16 protein-coding genes are annotated in these 20,232 nt (G+C 72.1%); 6 read left to right on the forward strand and 10 right to left on the reverse strand.

Going from position 1 to position 20,232, the window contains the following annotated elements; translation table 11 throughout:
- Nucleotides 1–22: 22 nt before the first annotated feature.
- The 3 genes from KYK13_RS37180 to KYK13_RS37190 all read left to right on the forward strand — a co-directional run bounded on the left by KYK13_RS37180 (nt 23) and on the right by KYK13_RS37190 (nt 3,057).
- The gene (locus KYK13_RS37180; RefSeq protein WP_223639835.1) at nt 23–1,414 is read left to right on the forward strand and encodes an NAD(P)/FAD-dependent oxidoreductase; all 1,392 of its coding nucleotides are present in this window, start codon (nt 23–25) and stop codon (nt 1,412–1,414) included.
- Between the two features lie 58 nt (nt 1,415–1,472).
- Nucleotides 1,473–2,690 (forward strand): glycosyltransferase family 87 protein, encoded by a 1,218-nt coding sequence (locus KYK13_RS37185; RefSeq protein ID WP_223639837.1) that lies wholly within the window; start codon nt 1,473–1,475, stop codon nt 2,688–2,690.
- Between the two features lie 82 nt (nt 2,691–2,772).
- Nucleotides 2,773–3,057, forward strand: coding sequence for a hypothetical protein (locus KYK13_RS37190; protein ID WP_223639839.1), 285 nt, complete (start codon nt 2,773–2,775; stop codon nt 3,055–3,057).
- Between the two features lie 69 nt (nt 3,058–3,126).
- On the opposite strand, the gene KYK13_RS37195 is transcribed toward KYK13_RS37190, so the two are convergent.
- The 3 genes from KYK13_RS37195 to KYK13_RS37205 all read right to left on the reverse strand — a co-directional run bounded on the left by KYK13_RS37195 (nt 3,127) and on the right by KYK13_RS37205 (nt 6,303).
- Nucleotides 3,127–3,624, reverse strand: coding sequence for a hypothetical protein (locus tag KYK13_RS37195; protein ID WP_223639841.1), 498 nt, complete (start codon nt 3,622–3,624; stop codon nt 3,127–3,129).
- Between the two features lie 124 nt (nt 3,625–3,748).
- Nucleotides 3,749–4,804, reverse strand: coding sequence for a metallophosphoesterase (locus KYK13_RS37200; RefSeq protein WP_223646944.1), 1,056 nt, complete (start codon nt 4,802–4,804; stop codon nt 3,749–3,751).
- Nucleotides 4,805–4,929: 125 nt separating this feature from the next.
- Nucleotides 4,930–6,303 (reverse strand): hypothetical protein, encoded by a 1,374-nt coding sequence (locus KYK13_RS37205; protein ID WP_223639843.1) that lies wholly within the window; start codon nt 6,301–6,303, stop codon nt 4,930–4,932.
- Nucleotides 6,304–6,596: 293 nt separating this feature from the next.
- Between KYK13_RS37205 and KYK13_RS37210 the strand changes: the two genes are divergently transcribed.
- The gene (locus tag KYK13_RS37210; protein WP_223639845.1) at nt 6,597–9,419 is read left to right on the forward strand and encodes a serine/threonine-protein kinase; all 2,823 of its coding nucleotides are present in this window, start codon (nt 6,597–6,599) and stop codon (nt 9,417–9,419) included.
- A gap of 149 nt (nt 9,420–9,568) precedes the next feature.
- Nucleotides 9,569–10,126, forward strand: coding sequence for a hypothetical protein (locus KYK13_RS37215; RefSeq protein WP_223639847.1), 558 nt, complete (start codon nt 9,569–9,571; stop codon nt 10,124–10,126).
- Nucleotides 10,127–10,279: 153 nt separating this feature from the next.
- Here the strand turns inward: KYK13_RS37215 and gyrB are convergent, their stop codons facing one another.
- On the reverse strand, nt 10,280–12,736 hold the full coding sequence (gyrB, locus tag KYK13_RS37220) for a DNA topoisomerase (ATP-hydrolyzing) subunit B (protein ID WP_223639850.1): 2,457 nt from the start codon (nt 12,734–12,736) through the stop codon (nt 10,280–10,282).
- 122 nt (nt 12,737–12,858) lie between these two features.
- Entirely contained in the window at nt 12,859–13,314 is a 456-nt protein-coding gene (locus tag KYK13_RS37225) for a hypothetical protein (protein ID WP_223639853.1), read from the reverse strand.
- 110 nt (nt 13,315–13,424) lie between these two features.
- Between KYK13_RS37225 and KYK13_RS37230 the strand changes: the two genes are divergently transcribed.
- Nucleotides 13,425–14,177 carry a GNAT family N-acetyltransferase gene (locus KYK13_RS37230; protein ID WP_223639856.1) on the forward strand — a complete coding sequence of 251 codons (753 nt, stop codon included), beginning with the start codon at nt 13,425–13,427 and terminating at the stop codon, nt 14,175–14,177.
- A gap of 16 nt (nt 14,178–14,193) precedes the next feature.
- On the opposite strand, the gene KYK13_RS37235 is transcribed toward KYK13_RS37230, so the two are convergent.
- The 5 genes from KYK13_RS37235 to KYK13_RS37260 all read right to left on the reverse strand — a co-directional run bounded on the left by KYK13_RS37235 (nt 14,194) and on the right by KYK13_RS37260 (nt 20,159).
- Complete coding sequence (locus KYK13_RS37235; RefSeq protein WP_223639858.1) at nt 14,194–15,012, reverse strand: helix-turn-helix domain-containing protein; 819 nt, start codon at nt 15,010–15,012, stop codon at nt 14,194–14,196.
- A gap of 5 nt (nt 15,013–15,017) precedes the next feature.
- A complete protein-coding gene (locus KYK13_RS37240) occupies nt 15,018–17,189 on the reverse strand; it encodes a cation:proton antiporter (protein WP_223639860.1) in 2,172 nt (723 codons plus the stop codon).
- A 109-nt stretch (nt 17,190–17,298) separates the two neighbouring features.
- Nucleotides 17,299–17,676 (reverse strand): response regulator, encoded by a 378-nt coding sequence (locus KYK13_RS37245; protein WP_223639862.1) that lies wholly within the window; start codon nt 17,674–17,676, stop codon nt 17,299–17,301.
- Complete coding sequence (locus KYK13_RS37250) at nt 17,673–19,301, reverse strand: ATP-binding protein (RefSeq protein WP_304504078.1); 1,629 nt, start codon at nt 19,299–19,301, stop codon at nt 17,673–17,675. Before KYK13_RS37250 ends, KYK13_RS37245 begins: the two co-directional genes overlap by 4 nt.
- Nucleotides 19,302–19,526: 225 nt before the next feature.
- Nucleotides 19,527–20,159 (reverse strand): TIGR02265 family protein, encoded by a 633-nt coding sequence (locus KYK13_RS37260; RefSeq protein ID WP_223639864.1) that lies wholly within the window; start codon nt 20,157–20,159, stop codon nt 19,527–19,529.
- Between the last annotated feature and the right edge of the window lie 73 nt (nt 20,160–20,232).

The raw sequence follows: 20,232 nt of genomic DNA on the forward strand, positions 1-20,232 counted from the left end.
AAGCAGGGGGCGGGAGGGGTTCATGGCCGAGACTTTCGACGTGGTGGTGATTGGGGCGGGTCCCGCGGGCGAGAACGCGGGCGCGCGCGCGGCGGCGGGGGGCTTGAAGGTCGCGCTGGTGGAGCACGAGCTCCTGGGCGGCGAGTGTTCCTACTGGGCCTGCATGCCCAGCAAGGCGCTGTTGCACCCCGGCGAGACGCTGTGGCTCGCGAAGCACACGCCCGGCGTGCGCGAGCTCATCCAGGCGCCCCTGAAAGCGGACGCCGTGCTCAAGCACCGCGACCAGATGGTGTCCGGCTACGACGACAAGTCCCAGGTGAAGTGGGCCGAGGGCGCGAAGCTCACCGTGATGCGCGGCCACGGCCGGCTCACCGGCCCGCGCAAGGTGTCCGTCACGGGCAAGGACGGCAAGGTGCGCGAGCTGGAGGCGAAGAAGGCCGTCGTCGTCGCCACGGGCAGCAAGCCGCGCCTGCCGGACATCCCGGGCCTGAAGGAGTCCAAGCCCTGGGACAACCGCGAGGGCACCGGCGCCAAGGCCGTGCCGGGCCGGCTGGTGGTGCTGGGCGGCGGCGTGGAGGCGGTGGAGCTGGCGCAGGCGTGGCGCGAGCTGGGCTCGGAGGTGACGCTGGTGCAGCGCGGGCCTCGCGTGCTCAAGCGCTTCGAGCCCTTCGTGGGCGAGCAGGTGGCCCAGGCGCTGCGCGACTCCGGCGTGCGGGTGCTGCTGGAGACGCAGGCCACCAAGGTGCAGCGCTCCGGCGAGAAGGGCGAGTACACCATCACGCTGACCGGCGGCGACACGCTGCGCGCCGACGCGCTGCTCGTCGCCATGGGCCGCACCGCGCGCACGGACGACCTGGGCGTGGACACGGTGGGGCTCAAGCCCGGCGCGTCCATCGAGGTGGATGATCAGCTGCGCGCGAAGGACGTGGACGGCGGCTGGCTGTATGCCTGCGGCGACGCGAACGGCCGCAACCTGCTCACGCACATGGGCAAGTACCAGGCGCGCCTGCTGGGCGACGTCCTCCTGGGCAAGCCCGTGAAGGCGTGGGCGGACGCGAAGGCCACGCCCCAGGTCGTCTTCACGCACCCGCAGGTGGGCAGCGTGGGGCTCACCGAGGAGAAGGCGCGCAAGGCGGGCGTGCCGGTGAAGACCGTGCAGTACGAGCTGGGTGACGTGGCCGGCGCGTCCGTCATGGGCCAGGACCTGAAGGGCACGGCCAAGCTGGTGGTGGACGAGAAGCGCCGGGTCATCGTGGGCGCGACGTTCACCGGGCCGGGCGTGGGGGAGATGATCCACGCGGCCACCATCGCCGTCGCGGGCGAGGTGCCGCTGGACACGCTCTGGCACGCGGTGCCGTCGTACCCCACCGTGAGCGAGGTGTGGCTGCGGCTCCTGGAGACCTACGGGCTGTGATTGCGGCGGGGCGCCCCCGCGTGGAATGGTGCGCGCCCCACCGTGTCCCTGGCCGTGAATGAGCACCGCTGAGCCCATCCGTCACCGTGCATCCCTGAAGGTGGAGTGGGCGCTGCTGCTGGTGCTCGCCGTGGCGGCGGTGGCGGTGGGGCAGCATCCCCGGCGCGGCGCGGACTTCCGCGTCTACCTCACCGCCGCCGAGCGCTTCCGCGACGGAACGGACCTCTACCGCGCCGAGGACGGCACCATGCCGTTCAAGTACGCGCCCGTCACCGCGCCCCTGTTCCTGCCCTTCACCGTCGTGCCGCCGCGCGCGGCCGTGGCGCTGTGGAACCTGGGCTCCGTGCTCGCGCTCGGCGCCGTGTCCGCGCTCACGCGCCGCGCGATGCCGAAGGGCGGAGAGGCGACGCCGTGGCCGTGGGCGCCGGTGCTCGCCACCGCCGTGCTGCTGCCCGCGTTCTCCTTCGAAATCTTCTACGGCCAGGTGGACGCCGTGCTGCTGTGGCTGCTGGTGCTCGCGGCCGTGGGCGCGGAGCGGGGCCGGGCGTGGGGCCCGGGCGCGGCCTTCGCCGTCGCGTGTCTGCTCAAGCCCCCGGCCGCGCTCGTGGGGCTGTTCTTCCTGGCGCGCCGGCACTGGCGCGTGGTGGGCACCACCGCCCTCTTCGGCGTCCTGCTGGTGCTGCCCACGCTGGGCCGCTACGGGTGGACGGGCACGCTGTCACAGCTGCGTGACTGGACGGAGACCCTCGCGCGCACCACGCCGCCTTGGGCGCTGGGCCACAACCCGCAGGGCCTGCCCACGCTGCTGCTGTCGCTGGTGCTCCCACCGGAGTCGCTGCCGCCCCCGGGCGCGATGACCGTCGCGCAGGCCGTGGCGCTGGCGCTGTTCGTCGGCGCGCTCGTGTGGGCGCGTCCCGGCCCGGTGGAGCTGCTCGCGTTCTGCTGCCTGGGCGTGACGCTCTTGTCACCCCTGGCGTGGCGCGCGAACTACCTGCTCGCGTGGCCGGTGATCCGCGCGGCGCTGGAGGGGCGCTCGCGCCTGGGCCAGGTATGCGTGGCGAGCGTGGCCTTCATCGGCATGGCCGTGTCGGACGCGGTGCTGGGCGCGGAGCCTGCCCGGCGCGTGCTGCTCTTCCGGCCGTTCGCCGTGGCGTACTCGGCGCTGCTGAGCGCGCTGTTGTGGCAGACGCGACGTCACGGAACGCCCACAGCGGTTATCTCCGACGAGTCCGTGACGAAGCTCCCCCCCGGCTTCCTGATTGCTCGCGGACCGTGACCCGATCGAGACATGGCCGGGGGCAAAGTGTCACGGAGCCTGAACCTTCGTGACACACGGTGTCGCTATATGCGACCCCGTCATGTTCGAAACGTTCGACAGCGCCTGCGGCCCGGCGGTCCAGGAGAAGGGTGACACGGTCTCCGTCCCGAACGCGCCGAACCCCAAGAAGGACGCGGCGGGCAACGTGACGGATCCGGACGTGAGCACGTTCGTGGAGTTGGAGAAGGTGCTGGCCGCGAGCACGAACAACAAGCTCATCCATCCGCAGCTGACGGCGGCGCTGGACCTGGAGAACCCGAACTTCACCCCGGCGGTGGGCTCCCCCCACTGGCTGGCCGGCTGGACCTCGTTCCCGAAGAACTAGCCCTTCGGTGAACCAGACCGCGTGCCCCCGAACGCCGTACGGGGGCACGCGGTCTTCTTTTTCGTGGGCTTACGACTGCAGGCTCGCGGCGGCCTCGTCCTGCACACCGTCCGCGCCGTTGCCGCCGTCCGTGAAGAGGTTGGCCACCGGGCGCAGCTTGGGGGGACGGCCGCGGCGGCGCGGGGCGTTCTCATCGTTGCCCTGCGCCGCGCCCACCGGCTCCACCGGGGACTGGCCGCCCTTGCGCACCGGGCGCGGCAGGTGGATGGCCTCCAGCTTCGCGCCCAGGTCCGCGTCGTCCTCCGCGAACACCTTCGCGTACGCCAGCGCGCGCTGCCCCTTCTGCAGGAGCGACTCCTGGCTCTCGTTCAGCGCCTGCCTCGCCGCGTCCAACGCCGCCTGCGCCCGGGCCACCGCCTCCGCCCTCTCCCGCACGTGCGCCGCGGACTCGCCCAGCACCGCCGTGTCCACGTCCGGGAACTTCACGTCCGCCAGGTCCGTGGCGAACAGCTCGAGCAGCGCGCGCAGCGCGGGGGAGATGGAATCGTTCTCGGGGGTTTCGAACATGGGCAGGCCTCCTCACAAGGCGTTTGAACGACGCCTATCTGCCCAGATGTTCAGTGCCCTTTCAAGGGGGTCTTCTAACAGGCCGAAAAGTCGGCTTCGCCTGCATCGTCAAGGCCCGGGCTGATCAATCCACCCGCACCAGGCCCACCTCTCGCACCCCCACCGACGGATCCACGTCCACCGCCAGGAAGTGCCGCCCCACCCCGTCGAAGCGCTCCGGGATCGCCCCGCCCCCTCCGGAGATGAACGCCGGGATGCCCGCGTTCGAGAATGAATAGTAGCTGTGGATGTGGCCGTAGAGCGTCAGGTCCACCCCCGCCCGCGCCATCTTCCCCACCAGCCCCGCCGCCTCGTTGCGCACCGCGAAGCCTCCCCCCCGGACGCCAATCGGATCCAACGGCGGGATGTGCATCGCCACCACGTGCACCGCGTCGCGCGCCTCCTCCAGCCAGCCGTCCAGCGCCTCCTCCACCAGCGGATCCACCGTGCTGCTGCCGGAGTCCACCAGGCTGAAGTGCACGCCCCGGAAGACGAAGTGCTGGCTGCCCCGGCCCACCAGCCGCTGGTACTCGCGCGCGTCGTCCGTGAAGGTCTCGTGGTTGCCCAGCGTCGCGAACAGCGGGATGCGCGAGTCCGCCTCCAGCCTCCGCTGGAACTCCTCCAGCTGCTCGCGCGTCCCGAACTCCGTCAGGTCCCCCGCGAAGAAGATGAAGCGCAGCGTGGGGTCCTGGTTCAGCCGCGCGTAGATGTCCCCCACCTTGGACAGCGCCTCCTGCACGTCCGCCAGCGCCGCGAACCGGAACGGCTCGCGCGTGCCCCAGTCCGGCGGCGCTACCGTCAGCCGCGCCGTCGTCCCCGGCCGCAGGGCCACGCGCCACACCTTCACCGTCGGGTGCGCGTCCGGCAGCGCCACCACCCCCAGCGGCGAGCCCGCTTCATCCACCGCGTCCAACGCCGCGTCCGGCATCGCGTTGTGCACCGTGAACAGCCAGTCCGTCCGCGCGTCCGCGCTCGCGGTGACGCGCGTGGTGAACACCGGCGCCTGACCCCACAACTCCAACGTCCCCGACGCCAGCGTCCGCACCGACGCGAGCCCGCCCTCCACCTCCACCGTGAGCGCGTCCGCCTCCGCCTGCCCCACGCGCGTGTCCCGCACCGCGCGGTCCTCGCCGGGGCGCATGCAGCCCGCCGTCAGCAGCGCCGCCGTCAGCCCCACCGCGCCCAGGACCCGGACGCCCGCGGCGGGGATTCCACCGCGGATCCGCGCCGCCGATCCCGCACCCACCGCACCCTCACGCGCCTCGCTCACGTGTCACCTCCCACCGCGTACACCAGCGCCAGCCGCCCCATCAGCGCGCCGCCCGCCTGCGCCTCCGCCGCCACGCCCCAGCGCTCCGTCAGCAGCACGCGCCCCCTCAAGCCAAACGACCCCACCATGCCGCCGCCACGGCCTCGCAGCCCGCCCACCAGCCCGTCCTTGCGATGGTCGTAATAGAGCACCGCATCGCCCCTCAGCGGCCCGCCCCGCCCCAGCCACACGCCGTAGCCGAACGTGTAGAGCAGCTGGCCGTACAGGTTGTCGTCGTCCACGCGCCCCGGATAGCTGTACGCCTGCGCGGACAGCCCCACGCCGCCCTCCACGAACGACCCCGCGAAGCGCGGCCCGAAGCGCGCCATCGCGTAGCGGCCCTTGAGCGCCACCTCCCCGCCGCCCAGCGTGAAGCCCTCCGTGGGGTAGCGGTGGTACGTCGCGAAGCCCTCCACATCCAACGACGTGCCGTCACCCAACCCCGGCGTCCGCTCCGGCGCGCCCCACAGCCGGTACGCCGCGCCCGCGCGGATCAACGTGTTGCCCTCGTCCGGCGCCATCCGAGCGGATGCCTCCAGCCGCACCTTCGACAGTCGCGCCACCGCGCCCAGCGCGAAGAAGTTGCGGTACTCCGCCGTCGCGTCGTTCACGTACTGGTAGCCCAGGTCGAGCTCCAGCGGCGGCAGCGTGTCCGGCACGCGCCCCGGGTCGAACGCCGGCGACGTCACCGCGTACAGGTTCGCCAGCATCGAAAGCGAGAACACCCCCGCCCCCGTCAGCGTCACCGCGTACAGCGGCCCGACGGTCTTGCGCGACGCGCCCGTCAACGCCATGGGCACCAGCCCCGCGCCAATCAACCCCAGCCCGATGGCCTCCGCCGCGAACAGCTCCTTCGCCGTCGCCGCGTCCCCCGCCGTCCACGCCCCCAGCCCGTGCAGGAGCAGCCCCGGCACCACCGCGACCACCACCGGCAGCGGCTTGAACGGCGGCCTCGGCGCGTCCTCCACCGGGCGCACGCCGGGCTCCGACACCCGGCCGCCTTCCAACGCCTCCTGGGTCTCCCCCGGGGCCTCCGGCGCCACCACCGGGCCTGCTTGCGCCGCGGAGGCGGTGGGCACCGGCCGGGGCGACTCCTCCGTCAGCACCCGGGCCATCACCTCCGGCGGCACCACCGACGCGTCCGAGCCCCGGCGCGCCGGCGCCTCGCGGGGGATGTCGCTGCCGCCCAGCTCGGGGCCGCTCGCCAGCAGTTCAAAAGCGGACCGCCAGCCCCCGCCGTCCTGCGCCCACGCGGCCCCCGAGGCCAGCACCCACCCCAGCACCACCACGAAGGTGGCCCGCGTACTCCACACCGGGCGCCCATGCCCCATGGCCGTCGTCTCGCTTCCCGGGAGCGGCCTTCCACCACCCCCACCCCGGACCGGAGCCCGGAACGGCGCAGGTGATAACCCCGCCCCCGGAATGCGCTGAACGAAGCGGCGTGAAGAAGTGTGAACCGGCGCAACAGTCCGCCTCACGCCCTCACCCCACCCACCCTGGACGTCGTGGCACGCCCGAGGGCGGTTCCGACCCACCAGGACGCGCACGGCCCCCCGGACAGCACCCGGAGCGAAAACTTCGCATCCCAGGCGAGCGCGCCCGGGACTTTCAATGGAAGGAGAGTATGCTGGGCCTCCCCAACCCCCGCCTCGCCTCCGCGCTCGTGGCAGAACCCAGTCCCCAGCAATTCGGCAAGTACGTCCTGGTCTCCAAGCTTGCCGCGGGAGGCATGGCGGTCACCTACCGCGCACGCCTGACGGGCGCGATGGGCGTGACCAAGCCGTGCGTCATCAAGCAGATCCTCCCGCACTTCGTGGACGACCACGACTTCGTGGAGATGTTCATCAGCGAGGCGCGCCTGGTGGCGGGCCTGACGCACGGGAACATCGCGCAGGTCTTCGACTTCGGTGAGGTGGACGGGCAGTACTTCATCGCCATGGAGCTGGTGCACGGCCAGCCCCTGTCCAAGGTGCTGCGCCGCGCCTCGCGCGCGGGCATCGGGTTCTTCCCCCAGCCGCTGGCGCTGCACATCATCAGCAAGCTGTGCGAGGGCCTGGACTACGCGCACCGCCACGTGGGCGAGGACGGCCGGATGCTGGGCCTGGTCCACCGTGACGTGTCCCCGGACAACGTCCTCATCTCCTACGAGGGCGAGGTCAAGGTCATCGACTTCGGCATCGCCAAGGCGACGAGCGCGGTGGAGGCCAAGACGTCGCCGGGCACGCTCAAGGGCAAGTACCCGTACTTCTCCCCGGAGCAGGCCCACGGCCGCCAGGACCTGGACGCGCGCACGGACGTGTACGCGGCGGGCGTCGTCCTCTATGAGATGCTCTGCGGCCGGCGCCCCTTCGAGGGCGAGTTCGTCACCGTGCTGCCCCGCATCCTGCAGGGCGACTGCCTGCCTCCGTCCGCCGTCAACCCGACCATTGGCGAGGACCTGGAGAGCATCATCGCGCACGCGATGGCGGTGGACCGCGACACGCGCTACCAGACGGCGAAGGACCTGAGCGAGTCCGCGGTGGAGCTGCTCTACCGGGACACGCCCCGCTTCACGCCGGCGATGCTCAGCCAGCTCATGACGTACCTCTTCGCGGAGGAGCTGGCCGCCGAGGGCCGCAAGGTGGAGCTGGCGCCCGGCTTCAAGGAGCAGCTGGCCGCGTGGCAGTCGCCGGGCTCGGAGCCCTCGCAGGGCCGCGCGCGGCTGCCGTCGAGCAACGGCCGGTCTTCCAACCCCGGCAGCCCCGGCGTGGCCCGCCCGTCGAGCCCGGGCGTGGCGCGGCCCTCCAGCCCCGGGGTGCGCTCCACGGGCAGCACGCCCGCCCTGCGCCCCTCGACCGACGGCGCCCCGCGCCGCGCGACCACCGACGCCACCGCCGTGCGCCGCAACACCAGCACCGGCGCGCGCCGCGTGACGACGGGGGCCCCGCGCGAGACCACCGGCACCGGCCGCCGCCCCCTGCCGCCCGAGCTTCCGCCCGAGCCGGACACCGACTCCGGCACGGAGCCCACGGCGATGCCCCGGGCGCTGCCCACGCTGGCCGCGCCGCGTGACACACCGGTGGAGACGGCCATCGCGCCGGAGCCGCCGGCCCCTGAGGAGAAGCAGGCCCCCCGCGCCCGCACCACCGCGGACGACGCGCGCGACAAGCTGGCCGCCGAGGCCACCGAGCGCGAGCGCAAGCGCGTGAAGCAGGTGCGCCAGCTGAGCATCGTCGTGTTCGGCATCACCGCCGCGCTCGTCGTCCTCGGCCTGCTGCTGCACTTCCTGTCCCCGCCGGAAGTCCCCGAAGGCACCAACGAGCCCGTCGTCCTGTGGATCACCTCCCAGCCGGCGGGGGCCGCCATCGTCGTCAACGGCCGGCCGGTGGGGAACACGCCCAGCCGCATCATCGGCGCGGAGCAACACACGCCCCACACCATCGTCGTCACCCGGCCGGGCTACCGCGCCTGGACGCGGCGCTTCACCCCCAACCAGCCGGAGGTCCACCTCAAGGCGGAGCTGGAGGTGGCGCCCGGCACCACCCAGATGGCGTCGGAGATTCCCACCTCCGCCACGCTCGACGCGGGCACCGCCGCCGTCGCCGCCGCGGCCGTCCCCGCCGAGGACGCGGGCACCTCCCTGGAGGCGGACGGCGGCCTGGCCTCCGCCGACGCGGGGAGCGTGACGGGCGAGGACGCGCTGGCGAATGACCCGGACCGCGAGATGCGGCGCGTGGACTACCCCACCCGCCTGCTGGTGCTGCGCCCCATGTACAACGCGCTCCCGCTGCCGGAGTACCCGACGGCCACCATCGACGTGTCGCCCTCGGTGGCATACTCCGTGTGGACGGAAGGCAGCGCTGCGTTCGCGAGCGGCGACGGCACCACGTCCGGCACGCTCGTCTACTACGCGGAGGGAGACCTGCCGGCGGACAACGCCGTGGGCTTCGTCAGCAGCGCGCCGCGCAGCATCAAGGGCGCGAAGAAGCTCCACTTCTTCGCCCTGGATGACACCGGCCCCGAGGACAACCGCGGCTCCATCCGCGTGCACCTGCGGCAGTCCGCGTACGTCCCGCCCCGCTCGGTGCTGTTCGAGGCGGACAAGAACGCCGTGCAGGTGAAGCCCCAGCACCAGATGCTGCTGCGCGGCCTCAACCCCCAGTCCACCTATGCGTTCACCGTGCGCGACGACTTCGCGGAGGTGCACGCCGGCGCCAACGGCCGCGTGCACACGGTGCTGTGCGTGGAGAAGGGCCCCCGGGCCGAGTCCGTGCGCAGCACGCACCGCCTCTTCGAGACGGGCAAGCGCTACCAGGTGTCCGGCGTGGAGGAGCTGCGCTGCGTCTTCCCCGACCTGCGGCTGGGGGACAACCAGGGTGCGCTCGACTTCGACATCGTCGACGTGACGAACATGTCCCGCAAGGAGCGCGCGGAAGCGCTGCGCGGCGCCCGGAGCGCCGAGCGGTAGCGGCCGGACGTCCGGGCCCCCGCCCGGCGAGGACGTCCAGCAGGCGAGCACCCCCTTGACGCCCGGGCCCACCCTGACGCGCTGCTCCCGCGCGCGGGGCCAGTGCCTACCCTCACGGACATCCACTTCTTCTCCACGGGAGTCCGTCCATGATGCCCGTCCTGTCTTCGACTGGTCTGGTGCTGCACAACCTGGGGCTCGCCGTGGGCTTCGGCGGTTCGCTCTTCGGCAAGGTGGCCCTCAACCCCGCGGTGAAGGTGATTGGCTCCGAGGCCGAGCGCGGCCAGGTGGTGAACGCCGCCTGGAATGGCTTCAACATCATCAACGCCGCGTCCGTGGGCCTGGCGGCCATCACCTGGCTGGTGGGCCGCTCGCGGCTGACGGGCCGGGAGATTGACCGCACCACGCGCAGGCTGGTCATCGCGAAGGACGTGCTGCTGGGCGCCAGCGTGGCGCTGGGCGCGGCCAACATCTTCGGCGGGGCCTTCCTCGCGAAGCAGGCCCCCGAGGGCGCCGTCCCGTCGGAGACGGGCCTGACGCCCACCGCGGGCACGCCGGAGAGGGCCGCGAAGACGATGCGGGCGCTGGACGCGGGCGGCATCGCGAACCTCGCCACCATGGCGGGCGTCATCGGCATCACCGCCATCCTGAACATGCGCGCGGGGACGTCCTCGCGCTGGTCACTGGTCGCCAGGTTCCTTCCGTAAGGGCTCATGGGGGCCGCCCCGCGTCTCCTCCGCGGCCCGGCTCGAAAAGGATGGGAAGGGCACGTGGGCGCGGAGCCGGAAAAACGGCACCGGGCCCACGGGTCTTTCTCCCGGGGCCCGGCGTGTGACTTCAGGCGCCGCTTGCGCCGAGGCTCAGATGTCCAGGTTCTGCACGTCCAGCGCGTTGCGCTCGATGAACTCGCGGCGGGGCTCCACGGCCTCGCCCATGAGCAGGGAGAAGATCTCGTCGCTCTCCACCATGTCCTCCACCCGCACCTGGAGCAGCGTGCGGCGGTTGGGGTCCATGGTCGTCTCCCAGAGCTGCTCCGGGTTCATCTCGCCCAGGCCCTTGTAGCGCTGCAGGCCCAGGCCCTTCTGCGCGTCCTTGCGGACCGCGGCCAGCACCTCCTGCACGGAGAACGCCGTCACCTCGCCGCCGTCCACCTGGACCCGATAGGGCGCCTTGCCCAGCGACTGGAACACCTCGCGCAGGGCGATGAGCTCCAGGTACTCCGGTGAGGACAGGTAGGCCTGGTCGAAGACGGACTCGCGCATGGAGCCGTTCACGTCCGTCGTCACCACCAGCCGCTGCGCCTCCTGGTGCTCCGCGTCCTTCTCCAGCCGCGTGGACAGCCGGCCCACCACCTCCGGCATGCGCCGCTGGCAGTACTCGCGCATGGACGCGAGCGCCGCCTCCACCGCCGCCCCGTCCGCGAGCATCTCCGCGCGCAGGTTCGTGGCCTGGGCCAGCGCGTCCACGATGCGCGCGTCGCGGCGCTTGGCCTGCTTCTCCAGCCGCTCCTCGTAGGTGATGACCTTCTCCAGGAGCGCCTTGAGCTCCGCGCCGCCCAGCTCGCCCGCCGGCGTCTTCACGCGGCAGTGCTCCGCGGCGATGCGCAGCAGGTACTCGTTGAGCGCGCGCTCGTCCTTGACGTAGGTGTCCTTCTTGTTGCGCGTGACCTTGTAGAGCGGCGGCTGCGCGATGTAGACGAAGCCCCGGTCGATGAGCTCGCGCATCTGCCGGTAGAAGAACGTGAGCAGCAGCGTGCGGATGTGGCTGCCGTCCACGTCCGCGTCCGTCATCAGGATGATGCGGTGGTAGCGCGCCTTCTCCGGGTCGTAGTCCTCCGCCCCGATGCCCGTGCCCAGCGCGGTGATGAGCGTGACGATTTCAGCGCTGGTCAGCATCTTCTCGAAGCGCGCCTTCTCCACGTTCAAGATCTTTCCGCGCAAGGGCAGGATGGCCTGGTTGCGCCGGTCCCGGCCCTGCTTCGCGGAGCCACCTGCGGAGTCACCCTCCACGATGTACAGCTCGCTCTCGTGCGGGTCGCGGCTCTGGCAGTCCGCGAGCTTTCCGGGCAGGCCGCCGCCGTCCAGCACGCCCTTGCGGCGCACCGTCTCACGCGCCTTGCGCGCGGCGATGCGGGCGCGGCACGCGTCGCCAATCTTCACCACGACCTTCTTGGCGAGCGGCGGGTTCTCCTCCAGGAAGGTGGCGAGCTGATCATTCACCATCTGCTCGACCAGGCCCTTCACCTCGCTGTTGCCCAGCTTCGTCTTCGTCTGGCCCTCGAACTGGGGGTTGGAGAGCTTCACGGAGATGACCGCGGAGAGGCCCTCACGCGCGTCCTCGCCCGTGGGCGTCTCCTTCAGGTCCTTCCAGAGGCCGCCCTTCTCCGCGTAGCTGTTGAGCGTGCGCGTGAGCGCGGCCTTGAAGCCGGACAGGTGGCTGCCTCCCTCGTGGGTGTTGATGTTGTTGGCGAAGGTGAAGATGCGCTCGTCGTAGCCATCGTTCCACTGCATGGCGATTTCCAGCGACACGCCCTCGCGCTCCGACTTGATGTAGACGGGCTTGTCGTGCAGCGCCTCCTTCGCCTTGTTGAGGTACTCCACGAAGGAGGAGATGCCGCCGTCGAACTTGAAGTCGTGTTCCTTCTGGGTGCGCTCGTCGCGGATGGTGATGTGCAGGCCCGCGTTGAGGAACGCGAGCTCGCGCAGGCGCTGGCTGAGCGTCTCGAAGTTGAAGTCCACCGTCTCCATGACCGTGGGGTCCGGCTTGAAGTGGATCAACGTGCCGCGCTTGTCCGTCGTGCCCGCCTCCTGCGGGGGGCCGTTGGCCACGCCGCGCGAGTACGACTGCTCGTAGACCTTGCCGGCGCGCTGGACGCGGACCTTGAACCACTCCGACAGGAAGTTCACGCAGGTGACGCCCACGCCGTGCAGGCCGCCGGACACCTTGTACGCGCCGTTGCCGAACTTGCTGCCGGCGTGCAGCTCCGTGAGCACCACCTCCAGCGTGTCCTTGCCCTTGAACTTGGGGTCGGGGTGCGGGCCCACGGGGATGCCGCGGCCGTTGTCCTGGACGCTGAGCGAGCCATCCACGTGGATGACCACGTCGATGTCCGTGCAGTGGCCGGCGAGGGCCTCGTCCACGGAGTTGTCGACGACCTCGTACACGAGCTTGTGGAGCCCGTAGGTCATCGTGTCGCCGATGTACATGCCGGGGCGCTTGCGGACGGCCTCCAGCCCTTCGAGCTTGGTGATGGCGTCCGTCCCATAATCGGCGGGCGGCGCGGCCGGCGAGACACCGGTAGCGGGGGTCTTTTCCATGTGAAGCGTGTCCTTGGGAAAGGCTGCCGTTGCGACAGGGCTCAAGCCTGTTGTGCCTACCACCACCGGGCATCCCGGACAAGCTCCGGGAGCCCACGCAAGGCTGCGAAAAGATTCATGAATCAGGCGTCGAAACGCGAGGGCGGGAGGCGGTCCTCCAGCGCCGCGATCAGCTCTTCATAAACAGCCTTGCGGGCGAAAAGATGTCGCGTGACGAGCACCCTTCCCCCTTCCTTGAGGAACAGGCCCAGCACGCTCCCCCTGCGGCCGACCTGGCGCACGGAATCAATCTGTCCCCAGTGCAGCTCCAGCGGCTGGCCGCTGAAGGGCCGGGCCACCCGCACGCCCGCGGCGTCCAGGGTGACGCCCCACTCCGCGCGGGGGCGCAGGCGGTGGATGGAGACGAGGAAGGCCAGCATCAGGCCGGCGCTGAGGCCCGCGCGCGCCATGGCGACCAGCCCCCCGCCGCCCCGGTAGTCCGCCAGGGCCCAGGCGGTGAGGACCGCCAGGAGGCACGCGCCCACGATGAGGGCGATTCGGGTGGGACGCGGGTCGAAAGAGAAGAAGCGCGGGGTCATGGTGGCGGGTCGAAAGGAGTGAAACCTAACCCCCTGGCGCACGGTGCGCGCGACCTTTCCTCCACGGCTGTTCTTTGCCCGTCGCCCCCGTGCATAGGCTCCCGGCCCGCATGACGGACGCCGAACTCACCCAGCGACTGCACACCAACCTCATCGCCTTCAAGACACTGCAGGCCGAGCGCGGCCCGCTGCTCCACCTGCGGCTCCCGGGCGTGGACGCCTTCGCCCTGCCCGCCTACCAGGACGCCCACTTCCAGCAGGTCCTCTTCACGGACGCGGACGCGCTGGCCCGGGCGCTGCCCGCCGTCACGGACTTCTACCGGGGGCATGGGCTGCCGCGCTGGCGCGTCACCCTGGCGCCGGGGCAGGGGGACGCGACGCGGGTGCTGGGCGCCGCGGGCTACCGCCCGGACTTCACCGTGGTGGCCATGGGGTCCTGGCTGAAGGAGCTGCCGGACGCGGCGCCCGGGGTGCCGGTGGAGCCCGTGGAGGACCTCAACGACCTGGTGGAGATCAACGTCCAGACCTACGGCCCGGAGTGGCGGGACATCCTCTCCGTCTGGCAGCAGCCGCCCCGCCTGACGGTGAACACCGTGGTGGCGCGCGAGCACGGCCGGGCGCTGTCCTGCGGCCTCACGGTGGACGTGGCGGACACGGCGGGCGTGTACCTGGTGGCCACCCTTCCGGAGGCGCGGGGGCTGGGGCTCGCGTCCGCGGTGATGCGGGGCATCATCGCCGAGGCGCGCAAGCGCGGGTGCACCGCGATGGTGCTCCAGTCCACCCCGGCGGGCATCCGCGTGTACCGGCACCTGGGCTTCCGAGACATCGGTCTCTGGGAGCACTGGGTGCCCCAGGGCTCCTGAAGCGGCCCCGCCCCCCTCAGCGCAGCGCCTCCAGCTCCTCCAGCGTCTCCAGCACCCGCTGGGGTTCCTCCAGGCCGTGGAGCCGGTCCGCCAGCCCGCGCCCCGCAAGGCGCGCCACGTGCGCCAGCCGCATCAGCCGCGCGCGGCCCACGTGGCCGTCCACCAGCGCCACCACCAGCCGCAGGGGCAGGCCGTCCGGGGCGTCCACCTTCAGGGGCCGGGCCAGCGTCACCAGCGCCGCCACCGGGGCCGCTCCGGCCACGAACGCGTGCGGCACCGCCACGCCGTTGCCCACCTGGGACGGGACCTCGTCCTCCCGCTTGCGCAGGCCCTCCGCGAGCGCCGCCGCGTCCACTCCGGGCAGCGCCGCCGCCAGCCGCCCGGCCGCCACGTCCAGCGCGTCCTCGTAGTCTCCGCAGGAGAGCTGCACCACCACCCGCTCCGTGCTCAGGAGCGGCCCCAGCGGGGGCACGGGCTCATCGCCGCGCACCTCGCGCAGGGGGAACTCCGCGTCCAGGAAGGCCCGCACGCGCGCCAGCTGGGCGCCGGTGAGCTTGCGCCGCGCGATGTCCAGCATCAGCGTCCCCGCCGCGGGCACGTCCTCCAGGTAGCCCGCGACGTACGGGCTCACCCGGTTGGCCACGTCCATGAGCAGCCCCGGGGGCACGTCCAGCTCCCGGGCGATGGCCGTCAGCCGCTCCTGCGTGGGCGGCGCGTCCACGCCGTTCTCCACGCGGCTCAAGTAGGCGCTCGACACGCCGATGCGCCGGGCCAGGTCGCGCAGGGACAGCCCCGCGTCCACCCGCAACAGGCGCAGTGTGGCTCCCAGGTGCATGGCGGTCAGCTCCGCGCGCCGAGCGGCTGCGTCGGCGTCGGGTCCGGCGTCGCCCCCTGCGCCCGGGCCTCCTCCGGGGTCCGGGCCGGCAGCGTCGCCGTCTCCGGATGACACACGAGCAGCAGCGAGGCGGGCGCGTCGCGAACGATGCGCTCGCGCTGCACGCCGAACAGCCGGTCTTCCAGGCCCCATTCGGCCCCCAGGCCCACCACGACGAGGTCGTAACCCGCCTTCGCTTCCGCCAGCGCCGCGTCCTCCGGCGACGCGTGGCGCACCACCTTGAGCTTCACGGAGGCGCCCTCCTCCGCGGGGAACAGCTCCTCCACCTGCGCGCGGCCCGCGCCCGAGCCCTCGGGAGAGGTCACGTGCAGCACCGTCACCTCCGCACCGGCCTGCTTCACCAGCCGTCGCGCCAGGCCCAGCGCCGCCCGGTCATGCCGGCTGCCCACGAAGGGCACCAGCACCCGGCGCACCTGTGACAGGCCGCGGTCCACCAGCACCGCCACCGTGCCGCCCGCCTCCTGCATCACCTCACGCACCGTGCCGCCCAGCACCGTCTGGCTGAAGAGCGGCTTGTGCCAGCCCAGCAGCACCAGGTCCGCGCGCTTGGCCTGGGCCGTGCGGCAGATGTCCCGCGCGGGCTCCGACGAAACGAACGACAGCGTGCGCACCGACAGCCCCAGCTTCTCCGCCCGGCCCACCAGGGGCGCCAGCGCGCCGCCCGACGCGGCCACGGGGTCCAGGGCCTCCTCCCCGCGGGCCTTGAGCGAGCGCTCCGGCGACAAGAGGTGCAGCGCGTAGAGGTTCGCCTCGTTGCGCTCGCCCGACAGCGCGCGCGACAGCACCGCCATGCCCGGGCCGGCCTGCCCGTGCGACACGCACAGGAGCACCGTGTACGCGGAGGCCGGCAGCACCGGCTCGGGCGCCTGCACCAGCTTCTCGCGCGCCAGCTCCTCCGGCGAATACAGCAGGCGCAACAGCGGCGTGGTCATGAAGGTCGTGACCAGCGCCATGATGACCATCATCGTGAAGAGCGTGGGCGAGATGACGCCCAGGTCCAGGCCCAGGTTGAGCACGATGAGCTCCATCAGGCCGCGCGTGTTCATCAGGACGCCCACGGCCCCCGCCTCCCGCCACCGCAGGCCGGTGAGGCGCGCGGCCACCGCGCTGCCGCCGAACTTGCCCAGGCACGCCAGGACGATGATGGCGCCGCACGTGAGCCACGCCTCCGGCGTGGCCAGCAGGCCCAGCTGCGTGCGCAGGCCGCTGAAGGCGAAGAACACGGGCAACAGCAGCACGACGGCCACGTCCTCCAGCTTCTCCGCCAGCGCCGCCGCCAGCCCTCCCTCCTTGGGAATCACCGCGCCGAACATGAAGGCGCCGAAGAGCGAGTGGATGCCGATGTATTCGGTGGTCCACGCGGAGCCGAGCAGCATCATCATCGTGATGGCCACCACGTTCTGGGTGAGCCCCTCGCGGTTGGCCACGCGCGCGCCCAGCCGGGCGAGGAACGGCCTCACCAGCACCAGCATGAAGCCGATGTAGAGCAGCGCGAACACCGTGGTGAGCGCCGCGTGCGCCAGGTCCGACGCGCGCACCAGAGACACCACGAACGCCAGGATGCACCACGCCGTCACGTCGTCCACCGCCGCGCACGCGATGGCGATGGCGCCCAGCTTCGACTGCATGAGCCCGCGCTCGGTGAGGATGCGCGCCAGCACCGGGAAGGCCGTGATGCTCATGGACACGCCCATGAACAGCACGAACGAGGAGAACGGCACGTCCGGGCTGGACAGCGACTTGTACAGCCACAGCGCGCCCGCCGCCGCGCCCAGGGCGAACGGGGTGATGATGCTGGAGTGGCTGATGGCCACCGACGCGTGGCCCCGCCCCTTGAGCAGCTTGGGGTCCAGCTCCAGGCCAATCAGGAACATGAAGAGCACCAGGCCGACCTCGGCCAGCATCTTCAGGAACGGCATGGACTCCGGCGGGAACAGCCAGCGCATGGCGTCCGGCGCCAGCCAGCCCAGCAGCGACGGGCCCAGCGCGATGCCCGCCACCACCTCCGCGATGACCAGGGGCTGCCCCAGCCAGCGCGCCCCCCGGCCGATCAACCGGGACACCGCGATGATGACGATGAGCTGGACCAGGAGCTGGGCGAGCATGTGGGGATTCATCGGACAGGCCTCGCGGGAAAAGTGTTAAGGATGCACTTACCAGGGCCTCTCGCGCAGCGTCAACACGGGCGAGCCGGTCCGCCCGCGGAGAGGACAGACACCGGGAGTCTCAGACGACTTCGGGGGCCTTGTTGGCCCCCACGGCCTTGAGGAGCGTCTCCACGTCCACCGGCTTGCGCAGGTAGCCGCAGGCGCCCATCTCCTCCGCCACCTGGCGCGCGTTGGCGGACGCGGAGAAGACGAGCACGGGGATGTCGCGCCACGCCTGCACCTGGCGCATCTGGCGGCCGAAGGTGGCGCCGTCCATCACCGGCATCATCATGTCCAGCAGCACCAGGCACGGGGGCACCGGCTCCCGGCGGAGCACCTCCAGCGCCTGCAGGCCGTTGCCCGCCCCCAGCACGGTGTAGCCCGCGTCGCGCAGGACCTCCTCCAGCGCCTCCCGCAGGTCCGTGTCGTCATCCACCACCAACAGCGGCCGGCTCACTCGCGCGCCTCCTTCTCCAATGGCAGCTCCAGCGTGAAGCGCGCACCCTCGCCCGCGACGGGCTCCGCCCAGGCCCGGCCGCCGTGCGCCTCCGCGGCGCGGCGGGCCAGGTACAGCCCCAGGCCCAGGCCTCCATAAGAATGCGAGCTGACGGCGCGGCCGAAGCGCTCGAAGATGCGCTCCACCTGGTCCACGGGCACGCCAATGCCCCGGTCGCGCACCTGGATGCGCGCGAAGCCCCCTTCCCGCCCCACGTCCACCTCCACCGGCCGCCCCGGACCGAACTTGAGCGCGTTGGATATCAACGCCGCCACGGCCTGGTCCACCCGAAGCCGGTCCCACGTCCCCCAGAGCCCGTGGCGCGGGGACTGGCGCAGTTCGCATCCGGCCGCGCGAGCCTCCGCCTGGTAGCGCTCCAGCACCTCCGCGACCAGCTCCTCCAGGTCGAAGTGCTCGGGCATCAGCGACAGCTCGCCGCTGGACAGCTGGGACACGTCCAGGAGGCCCTCCACCAGCGTGCCCAGCCGGCGCACCTGGCGCACGCTGCGCTCCAGCCGCGTCACCACGTCCGGCTCCAGGTGGTGCGCCTCCGAGCGCTGCAACAGCGTGCCCAGCTGCAGCCGCAGCGTGGTGAGGGGCGTGCGCAGCTCATGCGCGGCCACGGTGAGGAACTCGTCGCGCAGGCGGACCGCCTCACGGGCCTCCTGGAAGAGCCGGGTGTTCTCCAGCACCAGCCCCGTCCGGCGCGCCAGCTCCTGCGCCAGCGCCAGGTCCACCGGCGCGAGCGCGCGCTCCCCCAGCGTGCCCATGGACAGCACGCCCAGCCGCGTTTCGTTGCCCGGCAGGGGCACGTTCACCACCGAGCGCAGCCCCAGGCCTTCAATGGCGCGCTGGTGCGCCGGGTCCTTCGTGATGGGCACCGGGCGCCGGCGCACGTCCGGCATGAACTCCGGCTGGCCGGTGCGCAGCACGTGCGAGGGGCCCGCGGCGGCCTGGGGGTCCAGGGGGAAGCGCTGGTCCAGCTTCCAGGCATGGGCGCGCCGCTCCGCGTCCGGGTGCGCCAGCGCCACCAGCCGCAGGCCGCCCTGGTCCGGGTCCTGGAGGAAGAACGCGCACCAGTCCGCCACCCGGGGCACCATCAACTGCACCAGCTGATCCAGCCGCGCCGCCTGCTCCAGGGACGCGGTGAGCAGCTCGCTGGCCTTGGCGAGGATGTCCCGGTCCAGCTCCGCCCGCGCGCGCTCGCGCCGCACGCGCGTCTCCTCCAGCTCACGCGCCACCGCCGGCCCCAGCCGGGCCATCCGGTCCTTGGAGAAGCAGTCGCGCGCGCCCGCCTTCATCAGCGTGACGGCCTGCTCCTCGCTCAGCTGGCTGGACAGGACGATGAGGGGCACGTCCCGCCCCTGCGCATGCAGGAGCGCCAGCACGTCCAGGGCGTTGAAGCGCGGCAGCCGGTCGTCGCACAGCACCAGGTCCCATGGCTCCGCGGCCAGCGCGTCCCGCAGCGCCTCCAGCGTCTCCACGCGCCGGGCCGTGGGCAGGTAGCCCGCCTGCTCCAGCTCCGCCGTCACCAGCGCCGCGTCATTGATGCTGTCCTCCACCAGCAACAGCCGGAAGGGCGTCATGCCCGGGCCCCGCCCATCAGCCCCGGGGCCGGACAACGCCCCTGCGGCCGGGAGCCTCGTGCTGCATCCATTCGCGTTGCTCCTCCCGTGGGGTGTGGGCCTCTTCATCCATGCTAGTGGCCCTCCCTGTCACGCCAGCGGGAGAAATGGCGGACGTTCAACACCGAGCGGTGGCTGGTGAACGTCCCGCGCCGGGACCCCGCACTTGCGCGGGGTGTCCTCGGATTACCAGGAGACGTCGTACTCGGTGTCCAGCAGGGACAGCTGCCGCCCGTGGACCTGGACGTCCTGGGCGCCCACGGCCTCCAGGGCGGCCTGGAGCACGCCCTCGTGGTACGGCGTGGGCATGAAGTCCCGGCGCATCACGAAGCGGGCGCTGTGGTCGCCCGTCCAGAGCACGCTGCGCTCGCCGTAGCTGACCGCGGCGCGGTAGCCCTCGGCCATGTGCTGGAGCATCCGCCACGGGTTGCGGCCGGCGGCCTGCATCAGCTCCCGGCCGAACATGGAGGACAGGAAGTCCACCGTGGCCTGCGTCCCGATGTACCGCAGCGCCTGCGCCCAGTCGCCCAGTTGGGGGCGCAGGAGCCACGTCGCCTCGGCGACCATCGGCAGGAAGTGCGTCACCGGGTACAGGTCCGCGGCGCTCAGGTCCTTCAGCCCGGACGCCGCCAGGCAGGTGGCCCCGGCCTCCTCGCCCTGGAGGAAGCCCACCACCTTCACCACGCCCAGGAAGAACATCCCCCGCGCCCCGTCCTCCGGGGTCGCGGCCAGGCACCGCTCCGTCAGGTGCCACGCCGCGCTCTGCTCCGCCCTGCCCGCCGCCGCCTTCGACGAACCTTCCACCGGTCCGCGATCCATACCGACCTCTCCTGCTTCGAGCGCTGGCATCAGGCCCCCCCCCATTGCCCGGGTCCCCTTCACCAGCGCAGCC

It is taken from the genome of Corallococcus sp. EGB (genome assembly GCF_019968905.1).
In the GTDB taxonomy this organism is placed as follows: domain Bacteria; phylum Myxococcota; class Myxococcia; order Myxococcales; family Myxococcaceae; genus Corallococcus.